We start from the raw sequence: 20,392 nt of genomic DNA on the forward strand, positions 1-20,392 counted from the left end.
CTTACTTCGGCAGCAATAGTTTCTGCAGGTTGCCGAGATTTTCCTGCAAACGGTCCTGAACGATCTTCCAGGCGTTGTTGCGCGACTGCGCTTCCATCGCAGACAGTTCGTTGAAATTCGCCAAGGCCTTTTCAACGCCAAGTTTGGCCGCTTCCGCCTGCTTGGTCAGGCTGTCCGCACCGCTCGCATCCTTGATCGCAGCCTGCCATTGCGCGAGCGTTTCTTGCAGGATCTCGTTGCGCCGCTCGACAAGCGCCGCAACCCCTGTATAAGCCTGCCGGTTTGCCTCGACCAGCGTCTCCATGTCCTTGCGCTGCCATTCGATCAGCGCCGCTATGTCGAGTCCGGGCGTTTGGAATTTCTCGGCAAATTTCCTGAGATCGTCGGACCACATCGCGCCGCCCGGCTGCTTGCTGTCTGCTTCCATGAAAAACCCTCCTCTTCGATTGAACTCCGGCCGTGATCACGTCGCGGCAGAGGCCGCCAACCCTATGCGGCGAACGGGCCGGCATCGGAGCCGCCCGCGCTAGCCTGGTGATGCCGCCGCGGGTCCGGAAAAAGCAGGCGTTTCAGGCCGCTTCGGTCGAACGGCCACAATTCGCCTTCCCGCATCGCGAGCCGGTCCGCGATGGCATAGAGCGCGACGGGGTTGTGCCCGAGCCCGCAATGACTGCCTTCCACCTCGATATTCTCGGTTGTCGCGCTCTCTTGTTCACGACAGCCCTGCCACGCGACGATGCCATCGCTACGGCTGTAGATCGCGGTGCTTGGCACCGGAGGCGGCAGCTTCATGGCTTCGCGCCCGGGCCAGTCTTCCGCCCGGCGCCCGCTGAGGGTTTCATAGAGCTGCCAGGCGTTGCTTGCTTTGGGTTCGTTGGCGAAGGGGCTGCCGAGCGTGATCACCTGGCGTACCAGCGATGGCGTCCGTCGCGCCGCCTCGCGCGCAAAGACGCCGCCTAGGCTCCAACCAATCAGGCTGACCTTGCGCTGATAGCGCGCGAACAGTTCCGCGAGCCGCTCGTCGATGCCGGGTTCTACGCCGGGATGTGGACCATGGTTCGAGCCCTGCTTCCAGCCATGAGGTGCGTAGCCCAGGTCTTTCAGAAGTGTTCGCAGCGGTCGGGTCGAGACATCACTTGCCGCCAGGCCGGGCAACACAAGCACCGGATGGCCATCGCCACGCGGCGCCTGCCGCAGCAACGGATATGTCGCGAAGAACGCCTGCAACTCCCAAATGCCGCGCATCTCGAGCGCCAGCAGCAGCCGCGACGGCGGCCCGACGGGTTCGGTCGCCCGATCCATCACAATTCCTCCCCTTTGAATGCAGCGCTCATGGCGCGCTCACATCAAGTCTTTGGCTTGATCGGGATCGGAACGCTCAGGTTCGGATCAGACCTCTCGTGCAGCTTGATTTGAGGTTACGGTAACGAGCGCCTCCGACCCTCGAAAGGTGCAAATGACCCGCTTGCCCGGTGAGTTTGGGACACAGCCCGCGATGCCAAGCTCTGCCGGATTCGTGCTGCACTGCAATCATTTAACGCGCGGCGACTGCTGCATGCATGATGCTTGGCTGGAAAACGCCCTGACGATCGGGTGTCCTGAACGCAGCGCGAGCCCGGACACAAAATCGCGAAAACAACCCCATGCAAAGTAGAAAAACCCGGCCTTGCAGCACCCCTGCTGCTGGCGTCCGGGGCACGAGAAGAAAATGGTCCGTCGTCCCGGCTCCACCTCATCTCGTTCCGCCTAGCTAGATGCCAAGCGAAAGCCGGAAATCAGACGGACTCTTTCCCGTCCACCGCAGAAACGCGTGCCGGAAATTGGCGGCGTCGCTGTATCCCAGCCGATTGGCGATTTCCTCATTGGTCATTTTCGTCTTGCGAAGGTACTCGATGGCAAGATGCATCCGCACCTCGGCCAGGATATCGCGGTAAGCCGTCCCTTCCACCTCCAGCCTGCGGCGCAGCGCCCGCGGATGCATCGAGAGCTTCTCGGCAACAACTTCGATGCCGGGGTATCGGCCGCGCAGTTCGATCAGCATCCGCCGAACGTCCGCCGCGACGCCGCCTCCGCGATTGACCTCAGCCAGGATTTGCTCGCACATCTCGCGCGCCATGGCGTGACTGCGCGGGTCGGCGAGCGATACCGGACCATCAGCTGTCGCCAAATCATAGCCATAGGCGTTGCTTCGCTGCGTGAACAGAACCGGACATGCGAACAGTTCGTCGTAGAAGGCGACATGCTGCGGCGTCGCATACACGACGGCGACGTGCGAGTATCTGAATGATGGCCCGACCAGATCCCGGGCGATCATCAAATGTGCCGCCAGCGCGAACTCCACCGCAAACCGATAGGCGTCCTCGGTGGGGTCCACCCAATGCCGCGGCTCGACGGTGCACAGCACGGTCGTCTCGTCATAGGCATTGCTGGCATCGCAGAACGGGCCGATCACACGGATGTAGCGGTTGGCGAAATCGCGGGCGTCGGCGTAGGTGGGACTGCTCAGCAGCGCGTATCCGTACATTCCATACGTCGTGACGTGCATGCGCTGACCCGCGCGGAGCGCGATGGCAGAATCTTTCGACAGGCGGAGGGCGTTGCGAATCACCGTATCGAGTTGCCGATACGAAATCTGGGTGGTGTGTGCCTCCAGCTGGGACCGATCGAGTCCAGTACCGTCCAGTGTTTCGGACGCATCGACACCTTGCGCGTTCAACTCCGAAACGATCGCGGCGATCGAATGCGGTGAATAGATGCGCTGCACGAAGTCTTGCCGCGACAGGCCGCATGATTCACCGTCCTGTTTTTGCGACTTGCCTCCTTCCCTCATAGCCGTGCCCTACCCGCGCCGCTCTCCTGTTGCCAGCGGCCAGAAAGACACACTACCCACCGCGCTCGGCACAGACAACGCCGATCGGACACCTCAACTCGGTGTTCTCCTCGACCCGGCGGTCTTCCGATTCTATTTGACCATCTTGGATTTGAGGCCATTCAGTCATTTTAGCGCCGGCAGTTCGGGACCGGTGCGCAGGACCCGTAACCCGCGCATCATTCTGAATGAGGCGTAGAGGCATCGGCTGGCTTATTTGCATCGCAATCGGCGAGCCTGGAGCCGAGCTCGGTTACGCCCTTTCGCAAGTTCGGTTCGGAACGAGCCCCGAAAGTCGTCTTCATGGATCGCGATGCTTGTTCGCCGCGGTTCCAGCTTCCGTAAAGGCAGAGGCGAGGTCCGCATGCTGCCGGTTCACCATCGCGCTTCGATGATTGATCGGACCTCAAGGCAGCCTCTTCGAACTCGTTGCGGTTGCGTCGCTATCCTCCGGCCGACGGGAGATCCCACCATGAGTTTGTCGATGATATCGCTCCGGGTGATCGGATGAGCTGGCGACCCCGCACCGTGCAGCAACGCCGCACGGGTGGGCTCGTAGATCAGATGGCCGAGGAAGCGCAGCCCGAGACCGACCGCGCGACGGACACCTGCACCATTACTTCAGGTCTGCGGGTGGATCGCAGCACCAAACCTCTTCCTAAGAGATTGAGATAACTATATTTTTATAATTCGTAGAAACTGGACTTCTGTCAAAATACAAATGTTCTTTGCATTTTTCATATGTTGCATCTCATAGAATACGAATGTAAGAGAGCACAATAGGAATGTCCCACAAGGGGACCCGGTACAAGCCGGGTGCAGGGTTGATGAGCCGAGCTCTCTTCATCGACGGCGCCAAAAAAGCGCGGGTAGCGCAGTTCAATCTGCGCGAGGGCCGCGAGGACGAAGTCCTGATGGATGTCGCCTCGGTCGGCGTCTGCGGCAGCGATCTGCATTATTTCAAGGACGGCGGTATCGGCAGCACGCTTATCAACGAACCCTTTGTCCCCGGGCATGAGTTCGGCGGCTATCTCTGTCAGGACGTCGAGGAACTCGGTCTCACGCGCGGCCAGCTCGTTGCCGTCGATCCAAACAAGGCATGCGGTCGGTGCGAATGGTGCCATGAGGGCCATCCCAACCTCTGCCCCAACGTTGAGTTCATTGGAGCTCCTCCCTTCGACGGCGCGATGACGGAGCGCATCTGGGCACCAAGGTCGCAGCTCGTCGCGTTGCCGAATGGCTTCGACGCGCTGGACGCCGTCATGCTGGAGCCGCTCGGCGTCGCCATTCACGCCGTCGGGCTCGCCAAGCCGCGCATGCTCGAACGCGTGGCCGTGCTGGGCTGCGGCCCGATCGGCCTGCTCATCGTCCAGGTGTTGAAAGCTGCCGGCGCCGGTGAGGTTCTCGCCTGCGATCCGCTGCCGCATCGCCGCGCAATGGCCGAAAAGATCGGCGCCGATCGCGTCGGTGAAAGCGCCGCCGACATTGCCGAATGGTCCAAGGGCGGCTGCCCCCTTGTGCTGGAAGCGACAAATTCGCCGTTCGGCTTCCGCGACGCCGTAACCGCGACGCGCATCGGCGGGCGGATCGTGCTTGTCGGCATTCCCGACGGCGACATTTACACCTTGCCCGCCGCGGACGCCCGCCGCCGCGGCCTGAACATCAAGTTCGCGCGGCGGATGGGCGACGTCTATCCGCGCGCCATTGAGTTCCTCGCAGCGGGGAAGATCGACGTACGCTCGATCGTCACCCACCGCGTCGCGCTGGAGGAAGCGCCCGGCGTGTTCACGGCACTTGCCGAGAATGCGCCCGGCTACGTCAAGGTCCTCGTCGATCTGAAGGGGAGTTGAACCGACGCCGGAATGACACCTGGCCGCCACTAACAAATGGGAGCATCACGATGAAGCCGGCGTATGCGTGAGGTGAGGCCGTGAGCGACACACCCGACAGCGAAACGACGACAATGCGCATCAACGCCGAGGACCTGGCCGAAGCGCAAATCCAGGCTCGAGCCTGCTGGTATTACTATGTCGGCGCGATGACGCAGCAGGAGATTGCCGATCGCCTCGGGCTGACGCGGCTCAAGGTCAACAAGCTGCTCGGGCAGGCACGGCAGGATGGGCTCGTCAGCGTCGAGATCAAGCTGCCGCTCGCCAACTGCGTTGCGCTGGAAGAGAAGCTGAAGGCGCGCTTCGCGCTCGACGATGTTTCCGTGGTTCCTAGCCTGCCCGATCCCGATGCGCTGCAACAGGTGATCGGCGAAGCCGCGAGCACGATGCTTCATCCCCTGCTGAAGGATGGCATCGGCCTCGGCGTCGGCTGGGGCCGCACGCTCAGAGCCGCCGCGCGCACACTCAAGCAGCGACGATTCGCCCGCAGCTGGGTGACTTCGCTGATGGGCGGCATGACGCGCGGCGCCGGCACCAACACGTTCGAGGTCGCGACCGAGTTTGCGCGCCTGATCGGCGCCGAATGCTACTACGTCGCGGCACCGATCTATTGCCCGTCGGTCGAGAGCCGTTCCACGCTCCTGACGCATTACGGACTTGCGGACGTGATGCGCCGGGCTCGCGAAGGCCAGATCGCGCTGGTATCCTGCGGTGACCTGACACCACGCTCGCTGCTCGCGGCGACCCATATCGTGAATGAAGCGCTGGACGGACTGCGCAAGGCGGGCGCGGTCGGCGACCTGCTCGGAACGTATCTCGACGAATACGGCCGCCCGGTCCACCACCCTCTCAATTCCCGAGTCATGGCGCTGAGCCCGCAGGAGCTGAAGGCGTATCCGATCTCCATCCTGGCCTCGGGCGGGCTACCCAAGGCACCGGTGATCCGCGGCATTCTGAACGCGCGCTATGTACGCTGCCTCGTCACGGACGAATCTGCGGCAGCGGCGCTGCTGCAATGAGCCTGCTGCTCGCCATCGATGTCGGTACGTTGTCGGCGCGCGCCGGGCTGTTCGACGCGTCGGGCCGGCTGGTGACCGCGCGCAGTCATCCGTTCGAACTGCTGCGGCCCGCGGAAAACCACGCTGTTTATCGGATGGACGAAATCTGGGCCGCGGTATGTGCCGCCATCCGCGCCGCCATTGCCGATGCGCCGGGTGCGGCGGCTGCGATCGCGGGCGTCGCCGTCGACGCGACATCCTCGACCTATTTCGAGGCGAACGGCGAGCCGCCGCTGCAAGGCGATGCGGACGTGGTCTGCTGGATGGACCATCGCGGCGAGCGCGAGGCAGCGGAGATTGGAGCATCCGGCGACCATTATCTGGATCATGTCGGCGGCACGGTCTCGCCGGAGATGTATCTGCCCAAGATTCTCTGGGTAAAGCGGCACACGCCGGAGGCGTGGGCGCGCGTCACCGCCGTGCGCGACCTCTCGGACGAAGTCGCTCGCCGCATGACCGGCATCGATCGGCACTCCGTCTGCGGGCTTGCCTGCAAGTTTCCCTACCTGCCTGCCGACCCTGATCCGTGGCGCCGCGACCTGCTCGCTACGCTTGGTCTCTCCGATCTCCTGCGACGCGGCAAGCTCGCCGAGCCGCCGGGCCTGGTCGGCCAGGTTCACGGAACGGTCTCCGCGGATGCGGCGAAGGCGCTCGGCATCGCGCCGGGAGCGCCGGTCGCGATCGGATTGATCGACGCGGAAGCAGGCGCTCTCGGCGTCGTGGGCCACGGATTTCGCGACAAGATGAACCGCACGCTGGCGCTGATCGGCGGCACCTCAAGCAGCTACATGTGCTGGGCGGAGGATAAGCGGCACATCTCCGGGGTCTGGGGTCCCTTCAAGGACGCGGTATTTCCCGGCTACTGGATGCACGAGGCCGGGATGAGCATTTCGGGCGCGGCGCTCGACGCCGTGCTGGACCAGCATCCCGCCACCCCCGGCAAGGCGTCGGCGGCGCGGCACGCGGAAACCGCGCGCGATATTCTCGCGCTGCTCGATCTCGAAGGCCCCGCCTTCGGCGCGCGGCGGCATATCGTCCCCGACTGGCTCGGCAACCGCGCGCCCCATGGCGACGGTGCGGTGCGCGCGCTCGTCAGCGGCATTGGCCTGGAGACGAGCCCACGCTCCTTCCTCGAACATTACTACGCGACGGCCCGCGCGCTCGCGCTGCAAAGCCGTCATATCCTTGAGCAATTCAACACGCGTGGCTATGCGATCGGCCGCGCCTGTCTCGCCGGCGGACACACCAGGAATCCGCTGATGGTGCGCCTTTATCGCGATGCGCTTGGCGCAGACCTCGTCATCTCCCACTCGCCCGAACCGGTGCTGCTCGGCACCGCGATGGTCGCCGCCGTCGCAGCCGGGCTTTACCCGGATCTGTTTGCGGCGCTCGACGCGATGGCGCCGGAGCAGACGATCCACAAGGCCGACCCGATATGGGCGGCGGCGAACGACGCCGCCTATTCGACTTATCTCAAGCTGTTCGCCGTCCGCAACGAAATCGAGGCTGAAGGTCGGCGACCGGCCGGCCGCCCCTCCGCGTCCGCAGGTGCATTCTGAACGCGATGTCTTTTCTCGTCAGCAACTGGCTTCAACATTCCGTCCCCGGCTTGAGAGATAGATGCGAGCCGCGTTACCGCCGAAGATAGCCGCCTTTTCATCCGGTGACAGACCGGCGAGCAGGGTTTCGGCGGCGGCAATCCATTTTTCATAACCGCCCGCCAGATTGACCACCGGCCAGTCGCTTCCCCATAGCAGGCGATGCGGTCCGAAACACGAAACGACATGATCCACCGCTTTCCGCAGATCCGTAATCTGCCAATCCGGTGCGGCCTCTGTCACCAATCCCGATAGCTTGCAGACGATGTTGGGGCGTTCGGCGAGCAGCGCGACATCGCGATACCAATCTGCTGTCTCGCCGGTCGCAAGCCGGGGCTTGGCGCAATGGTCAAGGACGAACTGCAGATAGGGATGATCATCGACCAGCCGCAGCAGTCGCGGCAAATGGCGCGGCAGCACCAGCGCGTCGAACGCCAGGTTGTTTCGGGCCATCGCTGCCAATAGCGGCGCCAAGCCAGGGCGGAGCAGCCAATCGTCATCGGGCATGTCCTGCACCATCGGCCGCAACCCAACCAAGAGTTTGTGCATGGCGAGCGCATCGATGCGCGCCCCGTCGTCGGCTACGTCGAAGTCCGTCCAGCCGACCACACCCCGCACCACCTGTGCCTTCGCCGCGATGTCGAGAAGAAACATGGTCTCCGCCTCGGTCGGTGCCGCCTGCACCAGGATCGTCCCCCTGATGTTCGCGGCAGCCAGGTGCGGCGCCAGATCTGAAAGGGAAAAGTCGCGATGGATCGTCGCGAGCGCGGGAGTTAGCCAACCATAATCGCCACGCGCGAGAGACCACAGATGATGATGCGCATCGATTCGCATCAGCCGGCTACCGGCAGCGGAACGGGCGCTTCCGCAGCCAGCAGGCGCTCGGCCTTCAGATCGGCCCAAAGCACCGCTGGCACGTCGCAGGACAGCGCGGCTACGTTGCGTTCGACCTCCTGCGGACTCTGGCCCCCCAGCACAACGCTCGCCACCGCCGGATGGCCCAGGGCAAAATGCAACGCCGCGGTTGGCAGGGCAACGCCATGCGCATCACAGATGCTTTCGATCCGAGCTACCCTTGCCAGGATCTCAGGTGGCGCATCCCTGTAATTGTATTTGGCACCGCTCACCGCGCCGGTTGCCAGAATACCTGAATTGAATACGCCGCCGAGCAACACACCGATCCCCTGTTGTTGCGCAAGCGGCAGAAACTCCGTCAGCGCCGGCTGCTCCAGCAGGGAATAGCGCCCCGCGAGCAGCATGGTATCGAATGAACCGGCTTGCGCGAAACGCACGCACATCTCGGCCTCGTTCACGCCGATCCCGATGCCCGCAACAACGCCCTCTGCGCGAAGCCGGTCCAGCGCCACGTACGCGCCAGTCATGGCCTCGCGAAACCGCTCGTCGATCGCGTCGACGCCATGAGTCCAAACGTCGACGTCATGGATCAGCAACAGGTCCAGCCGGTCGACCCCTAGCCGCAACAGCGACTGTTCCACCGAACGCATCGTGCCGTCATAGGAATAATCAACCACTGCCTGGTGCGGCAACCCTCCTACAAAACCGGAACGGTCGCCTCGACCGCGAAACGGATCCGTCCAGCGACCGACTTTGGTGCAAACGACGATGTCCTGGCGCGGCACGCGCCTGATTGCGGCGCCGCAACGATGTTCGGCAAGGCCGTTGCCATAGAGCGGAGAAGTATCGAGGAGATTGATGCCCAGCTCGAATGCACGTTTCACGGTATCAATGGCCGTGCCGTCATCCAGTTGCACATAGAGATCACCAAGCGGCGCGGTTCCGAATCCCAGAACCGAAACCTGAAGCCGCGTCCCACCAAGAGCACGGCGCGGCACCGCAAATACTGGTTTCATATTGACCGGTTCTCTTCGGCCCATCGCCCAGTCGCGGCGATGCGCCCTTACCTTGCTTGCCATTGGAGAAGTCCGCTGGCTGTGAACCCTCGCGATATTGCCAGCCGCGGCCGCCGTTCAATGGGACCGCCCTGGCTGGATGTTGATTTTGCCAGCGAAAAACCTGGAGCGGAAGTCAATCCGACCGTACCAAGCGGCAATCGCATCCGATGTTCGGCCGTGCACGAAAGCGGTACCGGCTGACCGACAGGCCGGATTCGACGTGGACCCGTGCGGCGCGATCGCAATGTCTCTTGGTGTGCCGGACCGGCAGCGGGGAACACGCACCCGACGACACATCGAAATGCAAGGCTGCTGACGCTGGTTGTCGCTGGATTTTCTTTGATCTCCCGGTGCAGGCATCGTGCACACGTCGCCTTCTAACCACTCGAGGAGATTAAACTCCCGCTCCAATCCATCATGGGGGCGACGGAAAGCGATAGCCTCGCCATTTCAGTAGCTTATCTTGCTTTCTCAATGGAGATGAACAGCGGACGTGCGCGCCCAAAATAGACCAAATTGCGCACGTTCGTACCCGGTTGACCTCTCGGTGCACGGGACCCGTAATCCGCGCGTCATTTTGGGGGGGACGTAGAGCAGTCGGTTGGATTATCTGCACGATCGTAATCAGCGAGCTTGGCAAGTTCGGTTGCTGGGACCGGCCGCGCGAATATACTGACCGGGGAGAAAGCGTCGGCAATGGGAACAATTTGTGTGAATGATACGAGAGTGACGAACGACAGGTCTTCATATCCCCGGTTGAACTGGGCCGCGCTTTCGCAAGCCGAGCGCGACGCTGCCTATGACAACAATGCAGCGGTAAAGAACAGCGCGGCGCTGATCGCTGAGCGAAACCAGGCTTCCGAAGCGCTGCGCGCCAGCCGCAAATCGGTTCTGGATGTGCCCTATGGCGACCGCGAAAGGACGAAGATCGATCTCTATCCGGCGACCGACGGGACAGCCCCCTGCCTGGTGTTCCTGCACGGCGGCTACTGGCAGCGCAACGCACGCGACGTATTTGCCATGCTCGTCGAAGGCGTCGCGGCGCATGGCTGGTCGGTTGCCATCCCCGGCTACTCGCTGGCGCCCGACGCATCGTTGACCCAGATCGTGGCGGAGATATCCCACTCCCTCGATTGGCTGGCGCAAAACGGAGCGGCATACGGCATCTCCGGTCCCGTTATCCTCTCGGGCTGGTCGGCCGGCGCCCACCTCGTCGCCATGGCGCTCGATCACCCGCGCGTCGCCGCGGGATTGGCGATTTCGGGCGTGTACGATCTTGCGCCAATCCGCGATACCGGTCTGAACAACGCGCTGAAGCTGACCGACCTGGAAGTGGCACAATTGTCGCCGCTTCGCCTGCCCGCTGTCCACAAACGGCTCGATATCGCCTACGGTTCGGCCGAACTGCCGGCGCTGGTTTTCGATTCAATCCAGCTTCACGAAGCACGCGTGGCCGCAGGCGCGCCAGGCAGGCTGGTCCCGATCGAAGGTGCAAACCATTTCAGCATCCTCGGCGAGCTGCGTCGTCCTGACGGCGCGCTTGTGGATATCGCCCGAAAGCTCGTCGGTTAGGTTGCCGGCGATCTGATCGCCCCGGCGTCGATCCAGACCTGATCGTCTCCGATCCGGACAGGGTAGATCCGCAATGGCCGGCTCGACCAGCCGTAGGAAATCTGGCCATTGCGCAGATCGAACGAGGCCGCATGACGGGGGCAGCACAAGCGTCCTCCGGACAGGCGCCCGAGACTGAGGTCGGCCTGTTCGTGCGGGCACATTCGTTCGCAGGCCACCGCGCGACCTTCGTTCCAGACCAGGATCAGATCGACGCCGGTCACACGGGCACAGACGATCGTTTGTGAAATCAACCGGCTGAGGCCGCAGACCGGCATCCATTTTTCGTCGCCTGACAAGGCCGTCGTTTGGTTCTGCTCATCCGCCAAGATAAGCCTTTCGCACGTGCTCGTTCTCGATCATCTCTGCGCCAGGCCCGGAGAGAACGATACGGCCGCCTTCCAGCAAATAGGCGTGGTCGCACATTTCGAGCGCCGCAAACGCGTTCTGCTCCACCAGCAGAACCGTCGTTCCGGCATCGCGGATGCCGCGGATGATCGCAAAAGTCCGCTCGACGATGTTGGGCGCCAGTCCAAGGGAAGGCTCGTCGAACATGATCAGCCGCGGCCGCGACATCAGCGCCCGGCCGATCGCCAGCATTTGCTGCTCACCGCCCGACAAGGTACCGGCAGCCTGCCGCTTGCGGTCGGCAAGCCGCGGAAACTCGCCATAGATCCGGTCGCGGTCCGCCGCGATCTCGGCAGAGCCGGTGCGCAGATAGGCGCCCATGTCGAGATTTTCCTCGACCGTCATATGCGGAAATACGCGCCGCCCTTCCGGACAATGCGCGATTCCTGCGGCCACCACGCGCGGCGGCTTGGCACCCGCAATGTCCTTGCCTTCGAACAGCATCGACCCCGAACGCGGCGCAACCAGTCCGGAGATCGCGCGCAGCGTCGTGCTCTTGCCAGCGCCGTTGGCGCCGATCAGGGCGACGAGCTGCCCGGCCTTGACCTCCAGCGAAATGCCGCGCAGCGCCGTGACGCCGCCATAGCCACAGACCATGTCCCGGATCTCAAGCACGCGCCGCTCCCTGGCCGAGATAGGCTTCGATGACGGCCGCATTGTTCCGGATCATTTCGGGCGGGCCTTCGGCGATGATCCGGCCGTAGTTCAGCACCACGATGCGGTCCGAGACGCTCATCACCATCGGCATGTCGTGCTCGACAAGCAGGATGGTGACACCGCGATCCCTGATGTTACGGATCAGTTGCACGAAGGTGTGGGTTTCCGAGGCGTTCATGCCGGAGACCGGTTCATCGAGCAGCAGCATCGACGGTTCGGCCGCCAACGCCAGCGCCACGCCGACAAGCCGCTGTTCGCCGTAGGACAGCGACCCTGCAAGATCGTTGGCGCGGCGTTCAAGGCCCACCCGTTCGATCAATTCGCTGGCGCGTTCGCGCAAACGGCGCTGGGAAGACCGCGCGCGCGGCAGGCCCAGAATGGCTTCGAGAAGGCCAACCCTGCCCTGGCGATGCAGCCCGACCAGCAAATTGTCGTAAACCGTGTCGTTCGGGAAGACACTGGTGCGCTGGAACGTGCGGATCAATCCAAGATCGGCGATCTGATGCGGCTTCAGACCGTTGAGAGCGGTTCCGCGATAGCTCACGGCGCCATGGGTTGGATCCAGAAAGCCCGTGACAACGTTGAACGCCGTGGTCTTGCCGGCGCCGTTGGGCCCGATCAGGCTGACGATCTCGCCTTCGCCGACCGTAAAATTCATGTCCGAGAGTGCGACGAGCCCACCAAAACTCACGGCGACTTGCTCGACTTTCAATGCCGTCGCCGGAGCCGCCATCACGCATGCTCCTTGGCGTCGCGCTTTACGAAGGCAACCGGTGCCACCGCTTCGACCCGGCTCCGCCGTTTCGCAAATCGCTGCGCCAGCGATGGCACGATGCCGCGCGGCAATACAAACAGGATCACGATCAGAACGCCGCCATAGGCGATCCATTGTGCCTCCGGCGCCATGACCGGACGCAGGAACACCGGCAACAGTCCGAAGATCATGCCGCCAACGACAGGACCGGCCAGCGAGCCCTTGCCGCCGGTGATGACCATGATCACCATCGTCACGGTATTGATGAATGCGAACACCTCGGGATCGATAATGCGGATGTAATGCGCATAGAGGCTGCCCGCCGCTCCGGCGATCCCCGCCGAGATCACTGCCGCCAGCGTGAGCGTTTTCGTCACGTCGATGCCGACAGACACCGCCAGCGTTTCGTTTTCCATCAGCCCGCGCATCGCGCGGCCGAAATGTGAATGGACCAGGCGCGAGATCAGCACATAGGCGATAACCGCGACAGCAAGCACGAGGTAGTAATTCTGCAACTTGGTGCGGAGGGTAAGATCTCCAAGACCCGGCATTCCGATCGTGATCGAGGGAATATTGGTCAGCGCCAGCGGTCCCTGCGTCAGCTCGACCCAGTTGAGGGCCACCAGCCGGACCACTTCGGCGAAGGAAATCGTCACAATCACGAAATATGCGCCGCGAACACGAAACGATAGCAGCCCCACCAGATACCCGCACAAGCCGGCGACGACGATCGCGAGCACAAAGCCGATGATCGGAGGCCAGGGTTCGTGAACAATACGGAAGCCGAAGGGCAAGCCGGCGTCGAAACCAAGCGACGTCAGGGCACTGACGTAAGCGCCAATACCGAAGAACGCGATGTGGCCGAGGCTGAGCTGGCCGGTGAAACCGAGCAGCAGATTGAGGCTCATCGCGCCGATGATGAAGATACCGGTCGTGATCAACGCGTTCATCAGGTACGGATCGCGTAACCACAGCGGCACGGATGCGAACGCGACGACCGTCAGAATAGCGACCACTGTTCTCATCCGACGCGCTCCGAGCGCGCGAAAAGTCCGGTCGGCTTGAAGATCAGAACCGCAATGATGATCAGGAAGCCCATCGCATCGCGATATCCCGACGAAACGTAGCCGGCGCCCAGCTCTTCCGCCAAGGCCAGGATGAAACCACCAATCACCGCGCCGGTGATGTTGCCGAGCCCGCCAAGGATGACGATCGCGAACGCCTTGACGGCGGCGAGATCGCCCATTTGCGGGAAAATCACGTAGACCGGACCCAGCAGCGCACCGGCCGCGGCCGCCAGGCTCGAACCGATCGCGAAGGTCGAGGTGTAGATCATGTCGACATTGACGCCCATCAGCGAAGCGGTGTCATGATCCTGAAACGTCGCCCGCATTGCGCAGCCGAGTTTTGTCCTGTTGATCAGGAGATAGGTGACGACGATCAGCATGGCTGCTGCGGCGAGCACGAACAGCCGAAGCCAGGACACGGAGACCGGACCGAGCACCAGCGGCGCCTCGGGAAACGGCGTCGTCACCGATTTCGCCACACCGCCCCATATCCACAGGGCGCCGGACTGCATCGCGATCCAGGCGCCGATCATGACAAGCATGGTGGTGTCGATATCGGAGCCGCGCAGCGGCCGCAGCAATATCAGCTCGATCGCCGCGCCAAGCAGCCAGCCGGCCACCACGGCGAGCGGCAGCGCCAGGAAGAAGTTAACCCCGAGCTGATGCACCACGATGAACATGATGTAGGCGCCGAACGTATAAAGCACCCCATGCGTGAAGTTCACGACGTTCATGATGCCGAAGATCAACGTCAGTCCGATGCCCAGCAGGGCATAGGTACCGCCAAGGACCAGCATGTTGATCAGATGTTGCAGAAACTCGCTCAAGGTGGCTCCCAATTATCCGACGCAGCAAGGTCCGCGGGTTCGCCGCGGCCCTTGCCGGTCAGCAATTTGACGTCAAAGTGTCTTCATGCCGATCTTGCCGTCGGTGATTTCGATCAGATAGACGTTGGGCTGGCTCTGGCCGCTTTCCTTGCCAGCCGGGCCGGATTTCCGGAACACGATGTCGCCGTTCAGGCCCTTGATGTTGATGTCCCACATAGCCGCCTTGATCGCCGCGGGCTCCGCCTTGCCCGCCTTCTCGATTGCGGCTGCCACGGTGCGAATGCCGTCATAGCCGCGAAAACTCTCGGTGCAGCCGGCGAAGTCGAACCCGCGCTTCTTCCATTCGGCGATGAAGTAGTTGGTCGCCTCCGGGTTCGGCGTCTTGTCGGGGAACCAGGGCAGGAAGGTCGTCAGGTGCATGGTGCCGTTGGCGGCGGCTCCTGCCTGAGCGATGATCTGATCCGGATTCTGTGAGCCGCCAGTGGTGATGATGCGCTTCTTGAGCCCCAGCGCCGCGGCCTGCTTGAAGATCAGCGTCAGTTGGTCCACCGCCGTCGTCACGATGATGGTTTCGGAATCGGTGCCCTTGAGCTTGGAAAGCTGCGCGCTCATATCCTGCGCACCCTGGTCCATCGTCTCGACGACGCCGACCGTGATCCCCTTTTCCTTCATCATCTTGCTGAAATCCTCAGCAGTGCCGCGTCCCCAGTCGTTGTTGATGATGAGGAAATCGACCTTCTTCAGTTCGAGCTTGTCGACGATCCCCTTGAAGGCGGCAGCCTCGATCGCCGACGGCGGCGAGATACGGAAGACATAGGGATTTCCCGTCGTCGTGATCTTGCCCGACGATGAGGTCTCAACCACCATCGGCACCTCGTACTCCATCAATTTCGGCATCACGGCCAGCGTCAGGCTCGAGCCCCACGCCCCCATCAGGACCGGCACTTTGTCGCTGGTGATCAGTTTTTCGGCGACGGCGGCCGCTTCTGTCGGATTGCTTTTGTTGTCCTCGATGACGAGTTCGATCTTCTTGCCGAGAATGCCGCCCTTGGCGTTGATCTCGTCGGCAGCGATCTTGGCGCCGTTGACGACATAGGTACCGGAAGCAGCGAATGCGCCTGTGAGCGGTTCATTCACCCCGATCTTGATGGTTTGGGCATCGGCGGTGCCACCCAGCAAAGCAGCCGCCAGCGCAATCGCTGGAGCAAGTCTGAACGTCCATGTCATGTGATTCTCCAATCTGCCGCTGTTAATCCATCCGCAGTCCAAAACTCGCCGCTCCGCACTGTGCGCAACGTCGATCCTTCATGCCGCGCCGTCCTTGTTGGACGAGAAACGGTCAAACCAGCGCGCAACCCGCTCGCGCAAAAGACTGAAACCCAGCGTCATTCCGTTCAGGTCGGCGGCAACGGCATCTGCCGGCAAGGTGCCCGACAGCCGGCGGTCGAGATTGCCGGCAAATTCCGCGATCAGTCGCGCCGCGAGACCACGCACCAGCCCTGGCCTTCCGACCTGCGCCAGCATTCCCGTCAGCGTGTATCCGATGGAAAGATCGACGCGCGTCCCCTGCTCGGTCGGCACCAGCCGATAACGAATTTCTCCCTGGGTCGAAGACCGGCTGCGCCTGTCGTTGCCGACGCCGACGATGCGGCCGGACATGTCAGCCGGATTGCGTTCAACGCGCGCGGCGCCTGCGAATGTCGCGGCGATCGGACCAATCTTGACTCGGATGGCACCCTCCACCCGCTCCGGTTTCGGTGGTGCTGTCAGCGCTGCGCCGGGAAGGCACGCCGCGACGGCAGCGATGTCGCCAAACATCGCAAAGACCTGTTCTGGCGGGTGCGCGACGCTGAAATGCTGCGTCAATACGTCGGTCGGAATGAAGTCCGGAATCGAATCGACCGCATTGACCGCCTCCGGCTTCGCCGGGCCGCTCGCCACCGGCCGCACGCGTTCAGCGCGATCAGCGCGGTGATCGAGGCTTCGACCCGAGCCGACGGGACCGAGGATCTTCCGCCCTCCACCCGGTTCCGGCGCGATATCGCGTGCGCGCCGCGCCTCGATCACGGATTGGACCGCCCGAACGATGCCGACATAGCCGGTGCAACGGCATAGATTGCCGCTCAAGCCGACGCGGATGAGGCGTTCGTCGGCTTGCGGCAACCGCAGCACGAGATCACGCGCGGAGACCAGCATTCCCGGCGTGCAGTAGCCGCATTGCAGCGCATGCTCGCGGGTGAAGGCCGCGCGAAGCTCTGTCGTAACATCGTCCTCATCGAGGCCTTCGATGGTGGTAACCTCTGCCCCTTCGCAGGCAACGGCATAGGTGATGCACGAGCGCGCCGGCACGCCGTCGAGCAGCACCGTGCACGCGCCGCAGACGCCGTGTTCGCAACCAAGATGCGTACCGGTCAGGTCGAGTTTTTCACGGACGAAATCCGCCAGATTGGTACGAGGCTCTGCGAGAGCCTGTACTGCGCGCTGGTTTACGGATAGTGCGATCATATTCATGCGGCGGCCTCGCAGACCGCGCGCTTCAGGACATTCACATGAATATGGCGATGGGCCGGGTTGGCGACGCCTGCCTTCACCAGCAGCAGATCAGCCACACGCCCGTCGAAGCGCTCCTTGTAGTCGCCGGCAATGCGCCCGCCGAACAATTCCGTCGCATTCGTGATGACGATCGGCGCAGCATCGATCGCGCCGATGACGACGCGGGCGGTTGCGAGGCTCGGATCGATCAGGACCGCGCCGATCGCATGCGCGAACTCGCCCGTCTTGCGGCAACTCTTGACGTATCCCCAATGCGCCGATGCCGGCCTCGCCGGAACATGGATCGTCTCCACGATCTCACCAACCCGCAGCGCCGATTCCAGCGCGCCGACGATGAACTCCTCCATCGTGACCGTACGGGCGCCAGCAAGGCTTCGCAGCGTCAGTTTCGCGCCCAGCGCCGAAAGCGCGGAGACCCAGTCTGCCGCGGGGTCGGCGTGGCTGAGCGATCCGCCAACCGTGCCGCGATTGCGCACCGCGCGATAGGCGATGTTGCCGGCAACGGCCGGCATGGCGCCGCGCGTAACGTCCGGAATGCGTCCATCCTCGATGTCAGCGTGGGTGACACAGGCCCCGAACACGAGTTCATCGCCGCGACGCTCGACCTGCTTGAGCTCGGCAAGCCCCGAAATGTCGACGATCATTTGCGGCTCCACCAGCCGCAGATTGAGCATCGGCCCCAGCGATTGGCCACCGGCGATGATCTTGGCCGAGGCCTCCCCCAACAGTGCAAGTGCCGCCTGTAAATCGCGCGGGCGTTCATAGCCGAAAGGTGCCGGTTTCATGCCGCCGGCCTTTCTGCGTCGCGCGCCGCCAGGATCGCTTCGATGACCCGGTATGGCGTAACGGGTGACTGCATCAATTCGGCGCCGAGCGGCCGCAGCGCGTCGTTGAGGGCGTTGACGATCGCAGCCGGCGGCGCGATCGCACCACCCTCGCCGATGCCCTTCACACCGAACTGCGTATAGGGCGACGGCGTTTCCATATGATCGAGACGCGCCGCAGGCACTTCGGTCGGACCGGGCAACAGATAATCCGCTAACGTCGTCGCCAGCGGCTGCCCCGCCGCATCGAACGGCATCTCCTCGTACAGCGCGGTGCCGATGCCCTGGGCCAAGCCGCCATAGATCTGGCCGTCCACCACCATCGGATTGACGAGAACGCCGCCGTCCTCGACGATGACGTAATCAAGGATCTCGATTTCTCCAAGATCAGGATCGACCGCGACCACCGCGGCATGCGCGGCGTAACTGAAGGTTCCGGAATCGCGCTGCGGCTTGTAGCCGGATGTGACCTCGAGCCCGCTCGGATCGACATCGGGCGGCAGATCCTGCGGACGGCGATACCAGGTGTGCGCGATTTCCTTCAAGGTGACGCTGCCGTTGACGCCTTGAACCTCGCCGTTCTGCAGCACCACCGCCGCCGGATCATGCTGCAGCAGCTTGGCGCCGATGCGTTTGGCGCGCTCGCCCAATTCGCGACACGCGGTTGCGACCGCGCCACCGGCCATCACCATCGAACGCGAGCCCCAGGTGCCCGTGGAGTACGGCGTCATCGCGGTATCGCCGAGGATGATGCGCACTTTGGCGACTTCGACGCCCAGCATCTCGTGCGCGACCTGGGCGAGCGTCGTCTCCATGCCCTGCCCATGCGAATGCACGCCGACCCGCAGTTCGAGGCCACCGTCCGGCGTCAGCCGCGCGGATGCCTGCTCGTGACCGGGCACCATCGGAATGCCCCAGCCGGCATAGACCGACGTTCCGTGCGCGGCCTGCTCGCAATAGATGGAAACGCCGACGCCGATCAGGCGGCCGTCGGCTTCGCCCTTGCGTTGACGCGCCCGCACACCCTCGACGTCGATGGACGCCAGGGCGCGGCGCATCGCCTCGGGATAGTCACCGCTGTCGAAGTGTTTCTTTGTGATGTTGTCGAACGGCATCTGCTCCGGCCGCACCAGATTGCGCAGGCGCACTTCGCCGGGCTCCAGCCCCGCCTCCGCCGCGACCAGATCGAGCATCAGCTCCAGCGCGAAACAAACGCCGGTGCGGGCCACGCCGCGATAAGGCAGGATCGGACATTTGTTGGTGGCGACCGAAAAGGTTCGGCAGCGATAGGCCGGCATCAAATAGGGGCCAGGCAGGATGCTGGCGATTTGCGCCGCCTCAAGGCACGCCGAGAACGGATAGGAGGAGTAAGCGCCGGAATCGACGGTCGCTTCGCAATCGATGCCGCGCAGCCGCCCGTCGCGATCGGCATAGACGGTGATCTTGTAATGGTGTTCGCGGCAGTTGGAACTGGCAGTGAGATGTTCGCGGCGATCCTCCGTCCAGCGCACCGGATGGCCACAACGCATCGTCAGCCACGAAAGGCAGACTTCTTCCGGCAGCAGGATTCCCTTGTGCCCGAAGCCACCGCCGACATCTGGCGAAATGACGCGAATTTGGCCCTGCTCCATGCCGAGACATTCGGCCAGACCGCTGCGCGTGATATGCGGCATCTGGGCGGCGGAATAGAGCGTGAGTTGATCGAGGCGATGATCGAAGGTCGCGACGACGCCGCGCCCCTCGAGTGGCGACATGCACTGCCGCGCGGTCGATATCTCCCGCGACACCTTAATCGGCGCATCTAGTGCGGACGAGATGTCCACTTCGAAGTTGGTTTCGAGGAAGACGTTGTCGCCCCAATGCTCATGTACCAGGGCCGAACCCGGTTCCCGCGCCTTGCGCATGTCATAGACGGCGGGAAGCTGCTCGAGATCAAGCATCACCGCCGCCGCAATGTCTTCGGCTTCGGCACGCGTCGGAGCGACGCACATCGCAACCAGTTCGCCGACCTGACGCACCTTGCCGGCGGCGAGTACCGGTTGCTCCGAGATCTTGAAGCCCGGCAGCGCTGACACGGCACGGATCGGATTGACGCCGACCAGATCGGCCGCGGTGAAGACGCTGGCGCGATGCTGCTCCGGCACCCGTACTCCTCGGATCCGCGCATGCGCCAAAGGACTGCGCACAAACGCAACATCCTGGAGCCCGGCGAGACGAATGTCAGCCACAAACCGCCCGCGGCCACGCATCAGGCGGTCGTCTTCCTTGCGCGGCAGCCGCGCGCCGACGCCTTGTCCGGCGCCCGCACCGTCCGCGGAGGGAAAATCGCGCTCATTGCGCACTGTGGCGTTCTCCTCGATCGGC

General features: G+C 63.2%; 18 protein-coding genes. 4 read left to right on the forward strand and 14 right to left on the reverse strand.

What is annotated here, in order from left to right; all coding sequences use genetic code 11:
- Position 1: 1 nt before the first annotated feature.
- From JQ600_RS24405 to JQ600_RS24415, 3 genes are all read right to left on the reverse strand, one after another.
- Positions 2 to 427 (reverse strand): phasin family protein, encoded by a 426-nt coding sequence (locus tag JQ600_RS24405; protein WP_212386156.1) that lies wholly within the window; start codon positions 425 to 427, stop codon positions 2 to 4.
- 62 nt (positions 428 to 489) lie between these two features.
- Positions 490 to 1,302 carry a triacylglycerol lipase gene (locus JQ600_RS24410; protein WP_212386157.1) on the reverse strand — a complete coding sequence of 271 codons (813 nt, stop codon included), beginning with the start codon at positions 1,300 to 1,302 and terminating at the stop codon, positions 490 to 492.
- A gap of 448 nt (positions 1,303 to 1,750) precedes the next feature.
- Positions 1,751 to 2,716, reverse strand: a complete 966-nt coding sequence (locus JQ600_RS24415) for an AraC family transcriptional regulator (RefSeq protein WP_249136058.1) — start codon at positions 2,714 to 2,716, stop codon at positions 1,751 to 1,753.
- Positions 2,717 to 3,696: 980 nt separating this feature from the next.
- On the opposite strand from JQ600_RS24415, the gene JQ600_RS24420 reads away from it, so the two are divergent.
- The 3 genes from JQ600_RS24420 (at position 3,697) to JQ600_RS24430 (ending at position 7,375) form a co-directional block, all read left to right on the forward strand.
- The gene (locus JQ600_RS24420) at positions 3,697 to 4,719 is read left to right on the forward strand and encodes a zinc-binding dehydrogenase (protein WP_212386158.1); all 1,023 of its coding nucleotides are present in this window, start codon (positions 3,697 to 3,699) and stop codon (positions 4,717 to 4,719) included.
- A gap of 80 nt (positions 4,720 to 4,799) precedes the next feature.
- Positions 4,800 to 5,777, forward strand: coding sequence for a sugar-binding transcriptional regulator (locus JQ600_RS24425; RefSeq protein ID WP_312010879.1), 978 nt, complete (start codon positions 4,800 to 4,802; stop codon positions 5,775 to 5,777).
- Positions 5,774 to 7,375, forward strand: a complete 1,602-nt coding sequence (locus JQ600_RS24430) for an FGGY-family carbohydrate kinase (RefSeq protein WP_212386159.1) — start codon at positions 5,774 to 5,776, stop codon at positions 7,373 to 7,375. The genes JQ600_RS24425 and JQ600_RS24430 overlap by 4 nt, the downstream gene beginning before the upstream one ends.
- Before the next feature lie 18 nt (positions 7,376 to 7,393).
- Here JQ600_RS24430 and JQ600_RS24435 read toward each other — a convergent pair whose 3' ends face one another.
- A complete protein-coding gene (locus tag JQ600_RS24435) occupies positions 7,394 to 8,248 on the reverse strand; it encodes an amidohydrolase (protein WP_249136059.1) in 855 nt (284 codons plus the stop codon).
- On the reverse strand, positions 8,248 to 9,285 hold the full coding sequence (locus JQ600_RS24440; RefSeq protein ID WP_249136068.1) for an aldo/keto reductase: 1,038 nt from the start codon (positions 9,283 to 9,285) through the stop codon (positions 8,248 to 8,250). Before JQ600_RS24440 ends, JQ600_RS24435 begins: the two co-directional genes overlap by 1 nt.
- Before the next feature lie 738 nt (positions 9,286 to 10,023).
- On the opposite strand from JQ600_RS24440, the gene JQ600_RS24445 reads away from it, so the two are divergent.
- A complete protein-coding gene (locus tag JQ600_RS24445; RefSeq protein WP_212386217.1) occupies positions 10,024 to 10,899 on the forward strand; it encodes an alpha/beta hydrolase in 876 nt (291 codons plus the stop codon).
- On the opposite strand, the gene JQ600_RS24450 is transcribed toward JQ600_RS24445, so the two are convergent.
- From JQ600_RS24450 to JQ600_RS24490, 9 genes are all read right to left on the reverse strand, one after another.
- A complete protein-coding gene (locus JQ600_RS24450; protein WP_249136060.1) occupies positions 10,896 to 11,237 on the reverse strand; it encodes a Rieske 2Fe-2S domain-containing protein in 342 nt (113 codons plus the stop codon). The two genes, JQ600_RS24445 and JQ600_RS24450, sit on opposite strands and share 4 nt — an antisense overlap.
- A 19-nt stretch (positions 11,238 to 11,256) precedes the next feature.
- Positions 11,257 to 11,961 carry an ABC transporter ATP-binding protein gene (locus JQ600_RS24455; RefSeq protein ID WP_212269164.1) on the reverse strand — a complete coding sequence of 235 codons (705 nt, stop codon included), beginning with the start codon at positions 11,959 to 11,961 and terminating at the stop codon, positions 11,257 to 11,259.
- Positions 11,954 to 12,736, reverse strand: coding sequence for an ABC transporter ATP-binding protein (locus JQ600_RS24460; RefSeq protein ID WP_212269165.1), 783 nt, complete (start codon positions 12,734 to 12,736; stop codon positions 11,954 to 11,956). The genes JQ600_RS24455 and JQ600_RS24460 overlap by 8 nt, the downstream gene beginning before the upstream one ends.
- Entirely contained in the window at positions 12,736 to 13,782 is a 1,047-nt protein-coding gene (locus JQ600_RS24465; RefSeq protein WP_212386161.1) for a branched-chain amino acid ABC transporter permease, read from the reverse strand. The genes JQ600_RS24460 and JQ600_RS24465 overlap by 1 nt, the downstream gene beginning before the upstream one ends.
- On the reverse strand, positions 13,779 to 14,651 hold the full coding sequence (locus tag JQ600_RS24470; protein WP_212269167.1) for a branched-chain amino acid ABC transporter permease: 873 nt from the start codon (positions 14,649 to 14,651) through the stop codon (positions 13,779 to 13,781). The genes JQ600_RS24465 and JQ600_RS24470 overlap by 4 nt, the downstream gene beginning before the upstream one ends.
- A 72-nt stretch (positions 14,652 to 14,723) precedes the next feature.
- Entirely contained in the window at positions 14,724 to 15,878 is a 1,155-nt protein-coding gene (locus tag JQ600_RS24475; protein WP_212386162.1) for an ABC transporter substrate-binding protein, read from the reverse strand.
- Positions 15,879 to 15,956: 78 nt separating this feature from the next.
- Positions 15,957 to 17,162, reverse strand: a complete 1,206-nt coding sequence (locus JQ600_RS24480; RefSeq protein WP_212386163.1) for a 2Fe-2S iron-sulfur cluster-binding protein — start codon at positions 17,160 to 17,162, stop codon at positions 15,957 to 15,959.
- Positions 17,159 to 17,989: a xanthine dehydrogenase family protein subunit M gene (locus tag JQ600_RS24485; protein WP_212386164.1), complete on the reverse strand. Its 831-nt coding sequence runs from the start codon at positions 17,987 to 17,989 to the stop codon at positions 17,159 to 17,161. Before JQ600_RS24485 ends, JQ600_RS24480 begins: the two co-directional genes overlap by 4 nt.
- Positions 17,986 to 20,388, reverse strand: coding sequence for a xanthine dehydrogenase family protein molybdopterin-binding subunit (locus JQ600_RS24490; protein WP_212386218.1), 2,403 nt, complete (start codon positions 20,386 to 20,388; stop codon positions 17,986 to 17,988). Before JQ600_RS24490 ends, JQ600_RS24485 begins: the two co-directional genes overlap by 4 nt.
- Between the last annotated feature and the right edge of the window lie 4 nt (positions 20,389 to 20,392).

It is taken from the genome of Bradyrhizobium sp. AUGA SZCCT0176 (genome assembly GCF_018130145.1).
In the GTDB taxonomy this organism is placed as follows: Bacteria; Pseudomonadota; Alphaproteobacteria; order Rhizobiales; family Xanthobacteraceae; genus Bradyrhizobium.

What these genes read in the sequence shown, in the direction of transcription:
- JQ600_RS24430 (WP_212386159.1), top strand. Translation starts at nt 5,774, where the DNA reads ATGAGCCTGCTGCTCGCCATCGATGTCGGTACGTTGTCGGCGCGCGCC.
- JQ600_RS24420 (WP_212386158.1), top strand. Translation starts at nt 3,697, where the DNA reads ATGAGCCGAGCTCTCTTCATCGACGGCGCCAAAAAAGCGCGGGTAGCG.
- JQ600_RS24435 (WP_249136059.1), bottom strand. Translation starts at nt 8,248, where the DNA reads ATGCGAATCGATGCGCATCATCATCTGTGGTCTCTCGCGCGTGGCGAT.
- JQ600_RS24405 (WP_212386156.1), bottom strand. Translation starts at nt 427, where the DNA reads ATGGAAGCAGACAGCAAGCAGCCGGGCGGCGCGATGTGGTCCGACGAT.
- JQ600_RS24440 (WP_249136068.1), bottom strand. Translation starts at nt 9,285, where the DNA reads ATGAAACCAGTATTTGCGGTGCCGCGCCGTGCTCTTGGTGGGACGCGG.
- JQ600_RS24475 (WP_212386162.1), bottom strand. Translation starts at nt 15,878, where the DNA reads ATGACATGGACGTTCAGACTTGCTCCAGCGATTGCGCTGGCGGCTGCT.
- JQ600_RS24445 (WP_212386217.1), top strand. Translation starts at nt 10,024, where the DNA reads ATGGGAACAATTTGTGTGAATGATACGAGAGTGACGAACGACAGGTCT.
- JQ600_RS24410 (WP_212386157.1), bottom strand. Translation starts at nt 1,302, where the DNA reads ATGGATCGGGCGACCGAACCCGTCGGGCCGCCGTCGCGGCTGCTGCTG.
- JQ600_RS24465 (WP_212386161.1), bottom strand. Translation starts at nt 13,782, where the DNA reads ATGAGAACAGTGGTCGCTATTCTGACGGTCGTCGCGTTCGCATCCGTG.
- JQ600_RS24460 (WP_212269165.1), bottom strand. Translation starts at nt 12,736, where the DNA reads ATGGCGGCTCCGGCGACGGCATTGAAAGTCGAGCAAGTCGCCGTGAGT.
- JQ600_RS24480 (WP_212386163.1), bottom strand. Translation starts at nt 17,162, where the DNA reads ATGAATATGATCGCACTATCCGTAAACCAGCGCGCAGTACAGGCTCTC.
- JQ600_RS24485 (WP_212386164.1), bottom strand. Translation starts at nt 17,989, where the DNA reads ATGAAACCGGCACCTTTCGGCTATGAACGCCCGCGCGATTTACAGGCG.